This window comes from Cellulomonas sp. (genome assembly GCF_965229465.1).
In the GTDB taxonomy this organism is placed as follows: Bacteria; Actinomycetota; Actinomycetes; order Actinomycetales; family Cellulomonadaceae; genus Cellulomonas.
Window position 1 is genome coordinate 374,518 of sequence record NZ_OZ245882.1, and the last position, 15,130, is coordinate 389,647.

12 protein-coding genes are annotated in these 15,130 nt (G+C 72.8%); 4 read left to right on the top strand and 8 right to left on the bottom strand.

The window, feature by feature from the left end; genetic code table 11:
* The first annotated feature begins 135 nt into the window (after nt 1-135).
* Nucleotides 136-1,176 (top strand): LacI family DNA-binding transcriptional regulator, encoded by a 1,041-nt coding sequence (locus ACO06A_RS01675; RefSeq protein ID WP_421734432.1) that lies wholly within the window; start codon nt 136-138, stop codon nt 1,174-1,176.
* A gap of 91 nt (nt 1,177-1,267) precedes the next feature.
* Here ACO06A_RS01675 and ACO06A_RS01680 read toward each other — a convergent pair whose 3' ends face one another.
* The gene (locus tag ACO06A_RS01680) at nt 1,268-4,558 is read right to left on the bottom strand and encodes a bifunctional proline dehydrogenase/L-glutamate gamma-semialdehyde dehydrogenase (RefSeq protein ID WP_421734433.1); all 3,291 of its coding nucleotides are present in this window, start codon (nt 4,556-4,558) and stop codon (nt 1,268-1,270) included.
* A 225-nt stretch (nt 4,559-4,783) separates the two neighbouring features.
* On the opposite strand from ACO06A_RS01680, the gene ACO06A_RS01685 reads away from it, so the two are divergent.
* The 3 genes from ACO06A_RS01685 (at nt 4,784) to ACO06A_RS01695 (ending at nt 7,632) form a co-directional block, all read left to right on the top strand.
* Nucleotides 4,784-5,176: a hypothetical protein gene (locus tag ACO06A_RS01685; RefSeq protein ID WP_421734434.1), complete on the top strand. Its 393-nt coding sequence runs from the start codon at nt 4,784-4,786 to the stop codon at nt 5,174-5,176.
* 82 nt (nt 5,177-5,258) lie between these two features.
* Nucleotides 5,259-6,530, top strand: a complete 1,272-nt coding sequence (locus ACO06A_RS01690) for a Glu/Leu/Phe/Val family dehydrogenase (protein WP_421734435.1) — start codon at nt 5,259-5,261, stop codon at nt 6,528-6,530.
* 37 nt (nt 6,531-6,567) lie between these two features.
* Nucleotides 6,568-7,632: an LLM class flavin-dependent oxidoreductase gene (locus ACO06A_RS01695; protein WP_421734436.1), complete on the top strand. Its 1,065-nt coding sequence runs from the start codon at nt 6,568-6,570 to the stop codon at nt 7,630-7,632.
* On the opposite strand, the gene ACO06A_RS01700 is transcribed toward ACO06A_RS01695, so the two are convergent.
* The 7 genes from ACO06A_RS01700 to ACO06A_RS01730 form a co-directional block, all read right to left on the bottom strand.
* A complete protein-coding gene (locus ACO06A_RS01700; protein ID WP_421734437.1) occupies nt 7,629-7,985 on the bottom strand; it encodes an META domain-containing protein in 357 nt (118 codons plus the stop codon). The genes ACO06A_RS01695 and ACO06A_RS01700 overlap by 4 nt on opposite strands.
* Nucleotides 7,986-8,009: 24 nt before the next feature.
* Nucleotides 8,010-8,702 (bottom strand): hydrogen peroxide-dependent heme synthase, encoded by a 693-nt coding sequence (gene hemQ, locus ACO06A_RS01705; protein WP_421734438.1) that lies wholly within the window; start codon nt 8,700-8,702, stop codon nt 8,010-8,012.
* Nucleotides 8,703-8,725: 23 nt separating this feature from the next.
* The gene (locus ACO06A_RS01710; protein ID WP_421734439.1) at nt 8,726-9,940 is read right to left on the bottom strand and encodes a ferrochelatase; all 1,215 of its coding nucleotides are present in this window, start codon (nt 9,938-9,940) and stop codon (nt 8,726-8,728) included.
* A 93-nt stretch (nt 9,941-10,033) separates the two neighbouring features.
* Nucleotides 10,034-11,002 (bottom strand): carbohydrate ABC transporter permease, encoded by a 969-nt coding sequence (locus ACO06A_RS01715; RefSeq protein WP_421734440.1) that lies wholly within the window; start codon nt 11,000-11,002, stop codon nt 10,034-10,036.
* Nucleotides 10,999-11,928 (bottom strand): carbohydrate ABC transporter permease, encoded by a 930-nt coding sequence (locus tag ACO06A_RS01720; protein ID WP_421734441.1) that lies wholly within the window; start codon nt 11,926-11,928, stop codon nt 10,999-11,001. The genes ACO06A_RS01715 and ACO06A_RS01720 overlap by 4 nt, the downstream gene beginning before the upstream one ends.
* Before the next feature lie 84 nt (nt 11,929-12,012).
* Nucleotides 12,013-13,407 carry an ABC transporter substrate-binding protein gene (locus ACO06A_RS01725; RefSeq protein ID WP_421734442.1) on the bottom strand — a complete coding sequence of 465 codons (1,395 nt, stop codon included), beginning with the start codon at nt 13,405-13,407 and terminating at the stop codon, nt 12,013-12,015.
* A 78-nt stretch (nt 13,408-13,485) separates the two neighbouring features.
* Nucleotides 13,486-15,117, bottom strand: coding sequence for a glycoside hydrolase family 13 protein (locus tag ACO06A_RS01730; protein ID WP_421734443.1), 1,632 nt, complete (start codon nt 15,115-15,117; stop codon nt 13,486-13,488).
* Between the last annotated feature and the right edge of the window lie 13 nt (nt 15,118-15,130).

The following is a 15,130-nucleotide window of genomic DNA, read 5'->3' on the forward strand; positions in this document are numbered from 1 at the left end:
CGGACCCTCACCACGGTCGCACCCCGACCGCGTGAGACCGGTCGATGGGAAGGGCGGGGTGCTCCCCGAGCACCCCGCCCTCCTCATCACCGCTCGTCATCGCTGCCTCGGCAGCCACAGGAGGGAAGACCAACGGTGGTCGACAACATCCAGGTCCACGTGGACCCCGCGCGGCCCCCCGCGCCGACGCTCGAGCAGGTCGCCGAGCGTGCAGGCGTCTCGCGCTCGACAGCCTCTCGCGCCATCAACGGCGGACTGCGTGTGTCTCCCGAGGCGCTCGCCTCGGTCGAGGCCGCGGTCGCCGATCTCGGCTACACGCCGAACCGCGCCGCCCGCTCGCTCGTCACCAAGCGCACCGACTCGATCGCGCTGGTGGTCCCCGAGCCCGACGAGCGCGTGCTCTCGGACCCGTTCTTCGCCGGCACGCTCAACGGTCTGAGCACGTCGCTCGCCGACTCCGACATGCAGGTGGTGCTCGTCATCGCCCGCCCTGGCGAGAGCGAGCGCACCGTCCGGTACCTGCGCAACGGGCACGTGGACGGGGCGATCGTCGTCTCGCACCACGCCAACGACGAGCTCGACCGCGCGCTCCAGCTCTCGCACGTGCCCAACGTCTTCGTCGGCCGCCCGCTCTCCGCGGACGAGCGGGACGTCCAGTACGTCGACACCGACAACGTCGAGGGGGGTCGGCTGGCCACGCAGCACCTCATCGACCGCGGCTGCACACGCATCGCGACGATCGCGGGACCCGCGGACATGTCCGCCGGCATCGACCGGCTCACGGGGTGGCGCAACGCCATCCGCGCGGCCGGGATGTCCGACGACGCGGTGGTGCACGGCGACTTCACCATGGCGTCCGGCACCATCGCGGCGCGCGAGCTGCTGGCGCGGTACCCCGACGTCGACGCGATCTTCATCGCGTCCGACCTCATGGCCGCCGGGGCGCTCAGCGTCCTCGCGGAGCACGGCAAGGAGGTGCCGCGGGACGTCGCGGTGGTCGGCTACGACAACCTCGGTGTCGCGGCGTCGACCACTCCCCCGCTGACCAGCGTCATCCAGCCGGTCGTGGCCATGGCACGTGCTGCGGGCGCCCGGCTGCTCGACCAGCTCAACGGTGCGCCGCCGTCGCCGCCCCTGATCTTCGCCCCGGAGCTCGTCATCCGCGCCTCGGCGTAGTGCGGCCGCGTCGACGCCACGGGAGCGCGCCGACTCGGTGACCGAAGGCCCGGCGGGACACCCGCCGGGCCTTCGGTGCTCCCGCGCGGACTCAGTCGGCGGTGGGTGGCACGTGACCGAACCGGTGCAGCGTGCGGCTGACGGCCTGCTCGCGCACGACTGTGAGGAGCTCACGAGCGCCACTGGCGAGCACCGGCCCGTCGAGGACCGTCACCTCGCCCACCCGGGTCGCCGCGGCCGCGCGCAGGCCGGGCGCCGAGCCGACCACCCGCACGCGCCCGGTCACCCCGCCGGCACGGACGCGCGCGGCGAAGGCCTCGTGCGACTCGCCGGACACGTCGCTGACCAGCACCTCGACCCCCGCCGTGCGAGCTGCGTGGCAGACCCGGTCCACGTCCCGGGCGCGGGCATCGGCACCGGTCCGGACGGTGAGCTGCGAGACGGGTCGGTAGCGCAGCAGGTTCGCCTCGACGTGCAGTGCCGACGGGTCGTGCTCGAGGGAGAGGTCGCCGGCCCAGACCCGGGCGTCGTCCGCACGTGCCCACGCCAGCCACGCGTCGTCGTCCTGCGGCACGTCCGGGGCGTCCTGCCAGCGACCGATCTGCGCGACGTAGTGCGGCCCGCCGGCCTTGGCGCCGGGACCGACCGTGGACGCCTTCCAGCCTCCGAACGGCTGGCGCCGCACGATCGCCCCGGTGATGTGCCGGTTCACGTAGGCGTTGCCCACCTCGACCCGGTCGAGCCAGTGGTCGATCTCCGCCTCGTCCAGGGAGTGCAGGCCGCCCGTGAGCCCGAACGCGACAGCGTTCTGGAGGTCGATCGCCTCGTCCAGGGTCTCCACGCGCATGATGCCGAGCACCGGGCCGAAGCACTCGGTCGTGTGGAACCACGAGCCGGGCTCGACGCCGTGCTTGACGCCGGGGCTCCACAGCCGGCCCTCGTCGTCGAGCTTCCGCGGTGCGACCAGCCACGACTCCCCCGGGTCGAGCGTGGTCAGCGCACGCAGGAGCTTTCCCGACGCGGGCTCCGTCAGGGGTCCGACCGCCGTGCCGAGGTCGGTGGCGGGGCCGACGCGCAGGGAGGAGACGGCGTCGGCCAGCTGGCGGCGCAGCCGGTCGGATCGACCCGCCGAGCCGACCAGGATGGCGAGCGAGGCGGCCGAGCACTTCTGCCCGGCGTGCCCGAACGCGGAGCGCACCAGGTCGGCGACCGCGAGGTCCACGTCGGCGGACGGCGTGATGACCAGCGCGTTCTTGCCGGACGTCTCGGCGAGCACGTCGAGGTCGGGCCGCCAGCCGGCGAACAGCCGGGCGGTGTCGATCGACCCCGTGAGCAGGACGCGTTCGACGTCGGGGTGCGTGACCAGGCGGCGCCCGACGTCACCCTCGGGGCTGAGCACGACCGTGAGGATCCCGGCGGGGGCGCCCGCGGCGTCGAGACCGCGCTGGATCGCGGCCATGGCAACCTGCCCGCAGCGCGGCGCCTGGGGGGCGGGCTTGACGAGCACGGGGCTGCCCGCGGCGAGCGAGGCGAGCACCGACCCGACGGGGATGGCGACCGGGAAGTTCCACGGCGGTGTGACCACGGTCAGCCCGGACGGCCGGTGCACCGCACCCGGCACGACGCCGTCGGCGAGGTCGGCGGCGCGGTCGGCGTAGTAGCGCGCGAAGTCGACGGCCTCGCTGACCTCCGGGTCGGCCTCGGCCACGGTCTTGCCGGTCTCGTGCACCATCGTCGCGACGAGGTCGGCGCGGGCGTCCTCCAGCGCGACGGCCACGGCGTGCAGTGCCCGGGCGCGCTCGGCGGGCGGTGTCGCGGCCCACGCGGGCAGCGCCGCGGACGCCCGCGCGACGGCCGAGTCGACGTCGTCGACGCTGGTGACACGGATCGCACCGACGGGCACCGGCACCTCCCGGTCGACGATCCCGCGTGCCCACGCGCGCGCCACCCCGACGGCGGGGTCGGTGTCGGGCGTGTTCGCGAACATCTCCTGGCCGGGGCCGTCCGCGTACGGTCGGGCCGCGCGGCGCGCAGCGGTCGACGGCACGTCCCGGTCACGGAACGCGACGCGGAACGCCTCCTCCTGCGCGTCCATCGCCGTCCCCTCGGCGAACAGGGCGTGCAGGAAGTTCTGGCTCGCGGAGTTCTCCTCCAACCGCCGCACGAGGTAGGAGATCGCCACGTCGAAGTCGTGCCGGGCCACCACGGGCGTGTAGAGCAGCACCGCGCCCACGGCGTCGCGGACCGCGCGCGCCTGTGCGGGTGCCATGCCCTGGAGCATCTCGACGTCGAGCGCCTCGGAGACGCCGCGCTGCTGGGCGATCAGGTGCGCGGCGGCGACGTGGAACAGGTTGTGGCTGGCCACACCGACCCGCAGGGCCGAGGTGCGGCCGGGGTCGAGGGCGCGGTCGACGAGCCGCAGGTAGGCCGCGTCGACCTCGGCCTTGGACCCGTACGGCGCCTGCGGCCAGCCGTGCAGCTCGGCCTCGACCTGCTCCATCGCCAGGTTGGCGCCCTTGACCAGCCGGACCTTGAGGCGCGCCCCGCCGGCGTCCCGACGCTCGGTCGCGATGCCCGTCAGCTCGTCGAGGGCGTCCGCGGCGTCGGGCAGGTAGGCCTGGAGCACGATGCCGGCCTCGGCACCCATCAGCTCGGGGTCGGAGACCAGCCGCTCGAACACCCGCAGCGTCAGGGTCAGGTCGCGGTACTCCTCCATGTCGAGGTTGAGGAACGTGCCGTGCCGCGCGGCGGTCAGGTAGAGCGGACGCAACCGCTCGACCACGCGGGCGACGCTGCCCTCCGTGTCCCACGTGGACAGCTGGCTGGCCACCGCGGAGACCTTCACGGACACGTAGTCGACGTCGGGACGCTCCACCAGGGCGTGCACCCGTGCGAGCCGCGCCGCGGCCTCACGCTCGCCCAGCACGGCCTCGCCCAGCAGGTTGAGGTTGAGCCGGAAGCCCTCGGCGCGCGTCGCCGCCAGGTGCGCCGCGAGCCCCGGCCCGTCGTCGGCGACCAGGTGGCCGACGAGGCTGCGCAACCGCTGGCGCGCCGCCGGCACGACGACTCCGGGCAGCACAGGCGCGACGAGCGCCCCGGCACCGAGCATCGCGCGGTCGAGCGGTCCGAGGAAGCGTGACGAGGCAGACACAGCACCTGCCGAGAGGCCCGCGAGCTCGCGGGCGGCGACCCGCACGTCCTGCGGCCGGGCCACCCTGTCGACGAACCGCACCGCCAGCTCGAGCCCCGCGGGATCCGAGACCAGCGCCGCCAGCCGCCCGGTGGTGCGTCGCTCGCGGGCCGTCTGACCCTCCGCCGTCGCGGACAGCCAGGTCCGGGCCAACCGGATCGCGTCCTGCGTGACGTCGTGCGTCGTCGACATGCTGCTCCTCGCTCCGCCCGCGGGCCGGGTTGCGGCCGGGCTCTCGTGGTCTTCCGTGCGGCGGCCGGGTCCGGCCTGGGGCCAGTCTGGCTGTCAAGGACCGTCTGTGCGACGTCCATCGCCCGGATGCCGGTTGACCTGCCTGTCGGTTCTCGCCAGGGTGAACCCGTCCGCGCACCGTTGCGTGGTCGCGCCGGCGCCACCGTCGACTCCCAGGGGACCCGCATGCCTGATCGTGACCGTGCCCGACGAGCTCTCGTCACCGCCCTGAGCGCCCTCTCTCTGCTGGTCGGCGGCCTCGTCGCCGCCACCCCGGTCTCCGCCTCCGACGCCCTGGAGCCGGCGCCGCTGCGCACGGCGCCGGTGACGGGCGGTCTCGTGCAGCCTCTGGCCACGATCGAGGACGAGGAAGAGTTCTGCAGGTGGTTGACCGGGGTCTACGTCAACCACCCGACCTACTACACGGTGCGGGTCTACAACTGCCGCACCACCGACGTCTTCGTCAAGGGCGTCTACCTCAACGGCACGTTCGGCACGTGCGTGCTGGTGCCGGCCCGGAGCTCGCGGCACCTCGGCGGGTCGGTGGTCAAGCCGCTCGACGGCGCGCAGGTCTGCTGACGGGTGCCCGCGGTGCGGACACGCACGGCTCGCCCCTCGGGCCTGACGTGCGCCGACGCCGCGCGGTGACAAGGTGGGGGGCGTGACGGACCTCACAGCGGAGACCCCGCAGCAGACCACGCCCCTCGCCACCGCCAAGGCACAGCTCGCCGGTGCCGTCGAGATCCTTGGCTACACCGAGGGGCTCCACCGCATGCTCGCCACACCCCGGCGCGAGATGAACGTCGCTGTCCCCCTCCGGCGGGACGACGGCGAGATCGAGCTCTTCACCGGGTACCGCGTGCAGCACAACATCTCCCGCGGCCCGGGCAAGGGCGGGCTGCGCTACTCGGCCGGCGTCGACGTCGACGAGGTGCGGGCGCTCGCCATGTGGATGACCTGGAAGTGCGCGGTCGTCGACGTCCCGTACGGCGGCGCCAAGGGCGGCGTCACCATCGACCCGCGGCAGTACTCCCAGTCGGAGCTCGAACGGGTGACCCGGCGCTACACCAGCGAGATCATGCCGATCATCGGGCCTGAGCGGGACATCATGGCGCCGGACATCGGCACCAACGAGCAGACCATGGCCTGGGTCATGGACACGTACTCGGTGAACCTCGGGTACACCATCCCCGCCGTGACCACCGGCAAGCCGCTGGCCGTCGGCGGCTCGCTCGGACGCGCGACCGCCACCTCGCGCGGCGTCGTGCACTCCGCGGCAGCCGCTCTCGGTGACGCGGGGGTCAAGCTCCACGAGGTGAGTGCGGCCGTGCAGGGCTTCGGCAAGGTCGGCTCGCACGCCGCCCGGTTCCTGCACGACGCGGGCACCCGGGTGGCCGCGGTCAGCGACGAGCAGGGCGGGGTGATGAACAGCGACGGCCTCGACATCGTGGCCCTGATGCGGCACGTGGCCGAGACCGGCACCGTCGCGGGGTTCGAGGGCGGTTCCCCGATCGACAACGCCGAGCTGCTCGCGCTCGACGTGGACCTGCTCATCCCGGCTGCGGTCGAGGGCGTGCTGGACGCCGAGGCCGCGGGCCGGGTCAAGGCGCGCTGGGTGGTCGAGGCAGCCAACGGGCCGACGACGCACGAGGGTGACCGGGTGCTCGCCGAGCGGGGCGTCGTCGTCGTGCCGGACATCCTGGCCAACGCCGGGGGTGTCGTCGTGTCGTACTTCGAGTGGGTGCAGGCCAACCAGGCGTACTGGTGGACCGAGCAGGAGATCGAGGACCGCCTCGAGCACCGCATGGTCACCGCGCACCGGGCGGTCGCCGCGGTGGCGGGCGCCGAGGGCATCTCCTTGCGGGACGCGGCACTGACGATCGGCGTCCGGCGCGTGGCCGAGGCGCACCTCATCCGCGGTCTGTACCCCTGACGGGAGTACGGACGGGGGCACGCGTGTTGCGAACGAGGTGACTCGTCCGAACCCCGTGCCCCTGTCCGTGCTCGACACCTCCCCGGTCGCCGTCGGCCAGTCGTCCGGCGAGGCGCTCGCCGCGACCACCGCTCTGGCCCGTGCCGCCGACGCCGCCGGCTACGCGCGTTTCTGGGTGGCCGAGCACCACGCGATGCCGGCGGTCGCGTCCACCTCTCCGGGGGTCCTGCTGGCGCACCTCGCGGCGGCGACCGACCGCATCCGCGTGGGGTCCGGCGGGGTCATGCTGCCCAACCACCCGACCCTTGTGGTCGCCGAGCAGTTCGCGATGCTCGAGGCGCTGCACCCGGGCCGCATCGACCTCGGGATCGGCCGAGCCCCGGGTGCCGACCCGATGACCGCGGCCGCCCTGCGGCGCACCGTCGAGGGGTTGGGTGCCGAGGACTTCCCGGCCGAGGTGATCGACGTCCTCGCCCTGCTCGGGCAGCAGCTGCCCGGCCGGGCTCCGTCGCTGCGGGCTACCCGGCTGTCCGCGACCCCGTCGGCCACCTCGACCCCGCAGGTCTGGCTGCTGGGCTCGAGCTCGTTCAGCGCGGAGCTGGCCGGATCGCTCGGGCTGCCGTTCAGCTACGCGCACCACTTCAACACCGGGCACACGCTCCAGGCCGCCGACGCCTACCGCCGCGCGTTCCGGCCGTCCCCGGTGCTCGACGCCCCGCGGCTCATGGTGTCGGCGTCCGTGCTGGTCGCCGACTCCGAGGACGAGGCCCACTACCTGGCGGGCCCCAGCCGCGTCATGGCCCTGTCGCTGCGCACCGGGCGGCCGCTCGGGCCGATCGTCTCCCCCGAGGACGCCGAGCGTGAGCTCGCGGCGCTGGACCCGGCCGCGGCCGCGGACTTCTTCGCCCGCGTCCCGGGCACCCAGGTGGCCACCACCGCCGACCGGGCCGTCGACGAGCTGGCGGCCCTGGTGGAGCGGACCGGTGCCGACGAGCTGATGATCACGGGGACCGCCTACGACGTGGCGACCCGCGTGCACACGCTGGAGCAGGTGGCCGCCCACTGGGCCACCGTGCCCGGCCTGGCGGCCGTCTCGGCCTAGACCCGCTGGTCGGCGGCGTGCGGGTCCCGGACCAGCCGGGCAGGCGCGACGCCGTCCAGCACGAGGGTGTCGTCGTCGGGCGTCGAGACGGTCGCGGGCTCACCGAGCAGCCTCAGCACCTGCTGCTCGCAGGCCATCGCGTCCGGCGGCCCGGCCATCAGCGTGGAGACGACCGGGCCGAACGTCAGGGTGTCGCCGTCGAGCTCCCACGTGCCGCGCACGCGGTTGACGCCGGCCAGCCCGAACACCTGCCCGTCACCGTCGAACGTCAGCCACGGGGTCGCCCGTCGCCGACCCTCGACCTGCGCGCCCTCGATCGCCGTGAACCGCCAGGTACCCGCCAGCTCGATCATCCCGCGATCATCGCACTGCTGCTCTCACCCGCGGGGCTGGCGGTCTGCCCAGGTCTCGAGGGTCACGCGCGGGCCGGTGTAGAACGGCACCTCCTCGCGCACGTGCAGGCGGGCGTCGGTGGCGCGCAGGTCGCGCATGAGGTCCACGATCCGGTGCAGCTCCTGCGCCTCGAACGCGAGGATCCACTCGTAGTCGCCGAGCGCGAAGGCGGAGACCGTGTTCGCGCGCACGTCGGCGTAGCCGCGGGCGGCCTGGCCGTGCTCGACGAGCATGCGGCGGCGGTCGTCCTCGGGCAGCACGTACCAGTCGTAGGACCGCACGAACGGGTACACCGTCATGTAGTCGCCGGCGGGCTCCCCCGCCAGGAACGCGGGGACGTGCGACCGGTTGAACTCCGCGGGACGGTGCAGGCCCACCACGGACCAGACGGGCAGCAGGTGCCGGCCGAGGTCGCTGGCGCGCAGCCGCTGGTAGGCGCCCTGCACCTCCTCGACCGTCTCGGCGTGCCACCAGACCATGAGGTCGGCGTCGGCCCGCAGCCCGGCCACGTCGTACCAGCCGCGCACCACCAGGCCGTCGGCGGCCACCGCGGCCTGCGCTGCGGCGATGAGCTCGGCGCGCTCGTCGTCGTCCTCGGGCAGCACCTCCTCGAGGGCGAACACGGTCCACATCGTGTACCGGACGGTGGCGTTGAGGGCCTCGGCGTCGTGCGTCATCGCAGGTGTGCTCCAGAGGGTTGTCAGGACCAGGGGTCGGTCGAGCAGGCGGCGGGGATGCCGCTGGGGGTGGCGGCGCGCATCTGGCAGCAGCCCGGGCGGCAGACGGACCGGTAGGGCGGCAGCTCGCCGGCCGTCGCCTCGACGACAGGTCGCGCGGCCGCGTCCGCGACGAGCTCGTCCATGACCGGGTGCACGCCGGTCTCGTCCGCGACCCGCGCCAGCGCGGCCCGCTCCAGGACCAGGTCGACCAGCCCGCGCACGAACGGCTCGCGGGTCCCGACGCTGCCGGCACGCACCGCCACCAGCCCTAGCGCGGCCGCGGTGGCCAGCGCCTCGGTGTCGAGGTCGAAGGCGACCTCCATGTGGTCGGACACGAAGCCGATCGGCGACAGCACGACGGCCTGCACCCCCTGCGCCGCGATCGCGGTCAGGTGGTCGTTCACGTCGGGCTCCAGCCACGGCTGGCTGGGCGGGCCGGAGCGCGAGCAGTAGGTGAGGTCCCAGGTCACGGGCCGGCCGAGCCGCTGCTCGACGGCGGCGGCCACCGTGGCGGCGACGTCGAGGTGCTGCGCGCTGTACGAGGCGCCGGAGACCCGGGAGGCCTCCTCCATGGTGTCCGGGATCGAGTGGGTGACGAAGACCAGGCGCGCGTCGCGCCCGATCGATTCGAACGCTTCGGTCACGGCGTCCACGTTCGCCTGCACGAACCCGGGGTGGTTGAAGTACGAGCGCACCTTGTCGACCACCAGGGGGTGCTCGCCCTCGCCCAGGCCGACGTCGGCGCCGAGCTCGTCGAGCGACGCCCAGAGGTTCTCCCGGTACTGCCGGCAGCCCGAGTAGGACGAGTACGCGCTGGTCACGACCGCGACCATGCGGCGCGCTCCGTCGCTGTACGCGGCAGAGAGCGCGTCGCGCGTGAAGGGCTCCCAGTTGCGGTTGCCCCACACCACGGGCAGGTCGAGCCCTCGCCGCGCCAGCTCCTCGGTGAGCGCCTTCTGGAGCGCGAGGTTCTGGCCGTTGATCGGGCTGGCGCCGCCGAAGTGGTGGTAGTGCTCGGCGACGACGGCCAGCCGCTCGTCCGGGATGTTCTTGCCCCGGGTGACGTTGCGGAGGAAGGGCAGCACGTCGTCGGGGCCGTCCGGACCCCCGAACGAGAAGAGCAGGAGCGCGTCGTACGGGGCGACGGGGCTGCGCACGGTCGAGGTCGGGGTGCTCACGGCGGTGTCGGGGGCCACCTGACGATCATCGCATCGGCCGTCCGCAGCCCTCGCGGTGAGAGGCCTCCGCGGACCGTGATCTTGACCGCACGCGGTGTCAGCACGTTCCGCTCAGCCCTTGACTGCGCCCCCGAGCCCCGCGCCGCGCAGGAACATCCGCTGGAAGATCAGGAACATCAGGATCGGGATGATCGTCGCGATCGCGTACGCGGCCATGAGCGTGCCCTTGTCGGTGGTCGCCTCGAGCGACGGGAGCCGGACCGACAGCGGCTGGAGGTCCGGGTTGCGCAGGACCAGCAGCGGCCAGAGGAAGTCCTTCCAGGACGCGATGACCGCGAACACGGACACGACGCCGAGGATCGGCTTGCTCATGGGCAGCACGATCGACCAGAACAGCCGGAACGGTCCGGCGCCGTCCACCTTGGCGGCCTCGAAGATCTCGCGCGGCAGGTTGTCGAAGAACCGCGCCACCAGCACCACGTTGAACGCGCTGGCTCCGGCCGGCAGCCAGACCGCCCAGTACGAGTTGACCAGCGAGTGATCGACCAGAGGGGGGTGCAGGATGATCAGGTAGAGCGGCACCAGGAGCACCACTGCCGGCACGAAGAGCGTGGCCAGCACCAGGGCCTGCGCGTACTTCGCCCAGCGCGGGCGCAGCACCGACAGCACGTACCCGCCGGTCGTCGCGACGAGCATCTGGGACAGCCACGACCCCGCCGCGAGCACGATCGTGTTGACGAAGTACTTGCTGATGTTGATGTCGAACCACGCCTCGTGCAGGTTCGACCACTTGACTCCGTTCGGGAAGATCGCCAGCGGGGTGCGCAGGATGTCCTGCGTCGGCGTGATCGCGAACTTGCCGAGCAGCAGCAGCGGCCCCACGCACCAGACGACCAGCAGGATCAGCAGGACCACGTGCAGCGTGTTCCAGGTGCCGCGGACCCGGGGTCGACGCCAGTCGGCCACCGACAGCGCGGTGCGGTCCGCGTCGGGGCCCGTGGCGCGTGCGGAGCGGGCCGGCGGGTTCTCGAGGGCGTCGGGGAGCACCGCCTCCGGGAGCTTCGGGGTGGTCGTGGTCACGAGGTGCTCCAGCTGCGGGTGAGTCGGAAGTAGACCAGGGACATCACGGCCAGGAACGCCGCGAGCATGAGGCTCAGGGCGGTCGCCATGCCGTAGTTGCCACCCAGGCTGTTCTGGAACGCGTACCGGTAGACCAGCAGCAGCACCGAGATCGTCGCGTTGGCCGGACCGCCCCCGGTGAACAGGTACGGCTCGAGGAACACCTGCGCGGTCCCGATGATCTGCAGGATGAAGGTGATGAGCAGGACGCCGCGCAGCTGCGGCATCGTGACGTGCCAGATCTTGCCCCAGACGGAGGCGCCGTCCACCTCGGCGGCGTCGTACAGCTCGGTCGGGACGCTGGTCAGCGCCGCGAGGTAGATGATCACGGTGCCGCCGGCGGCCGCCCAGGTGGCTTCGAGCACGAGCGACGGCATCGCCGACGTCGCACTCTGCAGCCAGGGTTGGGGCGGTATCCCGACGTACCCGATGATCGTGTTGAACACGCCCTCGGGGCGCGGGTCGTAGAAGAACTTCCACAGCAGGACCGCGACCACCGGCGGGACGACGACCGGCAGGTAGGCCAGGGCCGAGAACAGGCCCTTGGCGCGACGCACCTCGCTCATGAGCACCGCGGCGATCAGCGGCACGGGGTACCCGAAGATCAGCGCCAGGAGCGCGAAGTACGCGGTGTTGCGGACCGCCATCGGCAGCACCGGGTCGGCGAAGACGCGCTGGAAGTTCTCCAGCCCGACCCACTCCGTCACGATGAGGTTCGTCTTCTGGAAGCTCATCACGACGGCCTTGACGATGGGCGCCCACGAGAAGACCCCGAAGATCACCAGCATCGGCAGCGCGAACACCAGGGTGGTCAGGCCGCCGCCGCGCACCCAGCTCACGGGGGTGCGTCTGCGGGCCGAGGTGGCGACGAGGCTGTCGGAGGTCATGCGGTCCTTCTCTCGGGGTCCCGTACGGGTGCGACGAGGTGAGGTGCCCGGCCCGGGGATCCCGGGCCGGGCACCGTCAGCGCGTCAGCCGGCCTGGTCGATCAGGGCCTGCGACTGCGTGTTCGCCTCGGCGAGCAGCGCGTCCAGGTCCACGCCGGGGTCGGTCATCACGGCCTGCACGATCGGGAACAGCAGGCCGTACGTCTCCTGCGTCGCGCGGGCCGCCTCGGGGATGACGGGCTGCTCGAACATCACGCCGGTGTAGCCGGCCATGTGGTCGAGCGGCACGTTGACGTAGTCCTGGATCCAGCCCAGCGAGGTCTCGTACTGCTCCTTGCTGAAGATCGGGAGCGTCGGCGTCCCCACGGCCTGCGGCGGGTCCTGCTCCGCGAGGATCTTGGCGTCGGCCACGGCCTGGTCCTGGTCCACCAGCTTGGACAGGTACCAGAAGTCGATCCACTTGACCGCGGCGTCCTTCTCCTCTGCCGTGGCCTGCGGAGCCACCGCGGCGTAGGTGCCGCCGCCGAGCGTGCCGGAGTCGTCACCCTCGTTCGGCAGCGCGGTCAGCCCGTAGTCCAGGTTGTCCGCCGTGACCCCGTTGTTCTGCACCAGCGCGGTGTAGATGTCGGAGCCCGACGTGTACATGGCGAACTGCCCGGCGGCGAACCCGGAGTTGACGTCGCCCCAGCCCAGCTGGGTGTTCTCCAGCAGCGAGCCGTCGGCCTTGAGGTCGCCGAGGAACTGGAGCGACTCCTTGACCGCCGGGTCCGTGAGCGTGGCCTCGTAGGAGTCGCCGTCGAGCACCTGCGTGCGACCGCCGCGCGAGTACGCGGCAGCCGTCAGCTGCCACCCACCGGCGTTGTCGAGCGCCATCATGGCGTAGCCCGGCACGCCGGTCTTGTCCTTGATGGTCTTGGCGGCCGCGCGCACCTCGTCCCAGGTGGTCGGCGGCTTGTCCGGGTCCAGTCCGGCGTCCGTGAACAGCTTCCGGTTGTAGTGCAGCGCCACGGCGTAGATGGACTTGGCGGGGACGGCATAGACCTTGCCGTCGTCACTGAGCCCGGCCGCCAGGACCTCCGGGTTGAAGTCGTCCGCGTAGGACAGCTGCTTGACCTGCTCGTCGATGTCGGCGATCTGGCCGTTCTGGATGAGCACCTTGGTGTCCGTGGCGGGCACCTCGAACACGTCGGGCAGAGTGCCGCCGGCGAGGTCGGCCGCGAAGGTCGACGCCAGCCAGTTGTACTCCTGGGTCTCGATGTCGATGTCGGGGTACTTCGCCTCGAACTGCTGGACCCGCTCGTCGAGCGCGTCGACGGCCGTCTGCTCGGCGCCGGGCTGGAGGCCGGCGACCGTGATGGTGATCTTGTCGCCGTCGGCCGTCGAGTCGCCGGACGGGTCGTCGTCGGTGCTGCACGCGGCCAGCAGGCCGAGCGAGAGCACACCGGCCATGGCGAGCGCGGTGCTGCGTGAGGACCTCATCGTCACTCCTTCGTGAGGGAACGCGCCGGACGGGGTGCCAGGTCGCGATCTGGTGCGTGTGCGGGTGGTGCGGTCGGGTCAGGCGGGGGTGCGCAGCCACGCGGCGGTGTCGCGCGGCAGCAGGCCTGCCTCGAGCGGGGCGCTCGAGAGCAGGAGCTCGGTGTGGGTGGGCAGGGCGGCGGGCTCGTCGCCAAGGTTGACGACGCACACGAGGTCGCCGCGGGCGAACGCGAGCACGTCGTCGGGGGTGTCGATCCACGTCATCGGTCCGTCGCCCAGGGCGGGCTCGGCCCGGCGGATCGCCAGGAGGTCGCGGTACAGGTGGAGGGTCGACGCGGGGTCGGCCTCCTGCGCCGTGACGGTCAGGTCCGCCCAGCCCTCGGGCTGCGGGAGCCACGACCCGCCCGACCCGAAGCCGTACGGGGCGGACGTGCCCGCCCAGGGCAGCGGGACGCGGCAGCCGTCCCGGCCGGGGTCGACGCCCTCGGACCGGAAGTGCATCGGGTCCTGGAGCAGCCCCAGCGGGAGGTCCTCGACCTCCGGCAGACCCAGCTCGTCACCCTGGTAGAGGTAGAGCGACCCCGGCAGGGCCGCGGTGAGCAGTGCGGCCGCCCGGGCCCGTCGCAGGCCGACGGCCAGGTCGGTCGGGATGCCGAAGCGCTTGGCGGCGAACGCGAACGACGTGTCCTCGCGGCCGTACCGGGTGACCGGCCGCGTGACGTCGTGGTTGGAGAGGACCCAGGTGGCCGGCGCGCCGACGGGTCCGTGCGCGGCGAGCGTGATGTCGATGGACTCGCGCAGCTGCTTGGCGTCCCACGGCCGGGCCATGAAGTCGAAGTTGAACGCGGTGTGCATCTCGTCCGGGCGCAGGTACTGCGCGAAGCGCGCCTTGTCCTGGAGCCAGACCTCGCCGACGAGGACCCGGGTGCCCTCGTAGGAGTCGGCGACGGCACGCCACCCGCGGTAGACGTCGTGCAGCTCGTCGCGGTCCACGTGCGGGTGCTCCCCCGGCCCCGGGTGGGCCGGGACCTCGGGCAGCTCGGGGTCCTTGACCAGCAGGGCGGCCGAGTCGATGCGGATCCCGGCCACCCCGCGGTCGAACCAGAACCGCAGCACGGCCTCGAACTCCGCGACCACGTCCGGGTGGGACCAGTTGACGTCGGGCTGCTGCGGCGCGAACAGGTGCAGGTACCACTCGCCGGGCGTCCCGTCGGGGTTGGTGGTCCGCGTCCAGGTGTTGCCCTGGAAGTCGGACACCCAGCCGGTGGGGATCTGCTCGCCGTGCTCGCCCTTGCCGGGGTGGAACCAGAACCGCTCACGCTCCGGCGAGCCGGGACCGGCGGCCAGCGCGGCCTGGAACCACACGTGCTGGTCCGAGACGTGGTTGGGGACGACGTCGATGATGGTGCGGATGCCCAGCCCGAGGGCCTCGCTGATGAGCAGCTCGGCCTCCTCGAGGGTGCCGAAGGCGGGGTCGATCGCGCGGTAGTCGGCGACGTCGTAGCCGCCGTCGGCGAGCGGGGAGACGTACCAGGGGGTGACCCAGATCGCGTCCACGCCGAGGTCCCGCAGGTACGGCAGCCGCGACCGCAGGCCGGCCAGGTCGCCGGTGCCGTCGCCGTTCCCGTCGGCGAAGCTGCGCGGGTAGACCTGGTAGATCACCGCGCCACGCCACCACTGCGGGTCCGTCTCGGGCTGCGCCTGCGCCACTCGCGTCTCGTCT

Coding starts and splice junctions, on each gene's coding strand:
- ACO06A_RS01680 (WP_421734433.1), bottom strand. CDS start 4,558: ATGTCGACGACGCACGACGTCACGCAGGACGCGATCCGGTTGGCCCGG.
- hemQ (WP_421734438.1), bottom strand. CDS start 8,702: ATGACGCACGACGCCGAGGCCCTCAACGCCACCGTCCGGTACACGATG.
- ACO06A_RS01700 (WP_421734437.1), bottom strand. CDS start 7,985: ATGATCGAGCTGGCGGGTACCTGGCGGTTCACGGCGATCGAGGGCGCG.
- ACO06A_RS01725 (WP_421734442.1), bottom strand. CDS start 13,407: ATGAGGTCCTCACGCAGCACCGCGCTCGCCATGGCCGGTGTGCTCTCG.
- ACO06A_RS01685 (WP_421734434.1), top strand. CDS start 4,784: ATGCCTGATCGTGACCGTGCCCGACGAGCTCTCGTCACCGCCCTGAGC.
- ACO06A_RS01720 (WP_421734441.1), bottom strand. CDS start 11,928: ATGACCTCCGACAGCCTCGTCGCCACCTCGGCCCGCAGACGCACCCCC.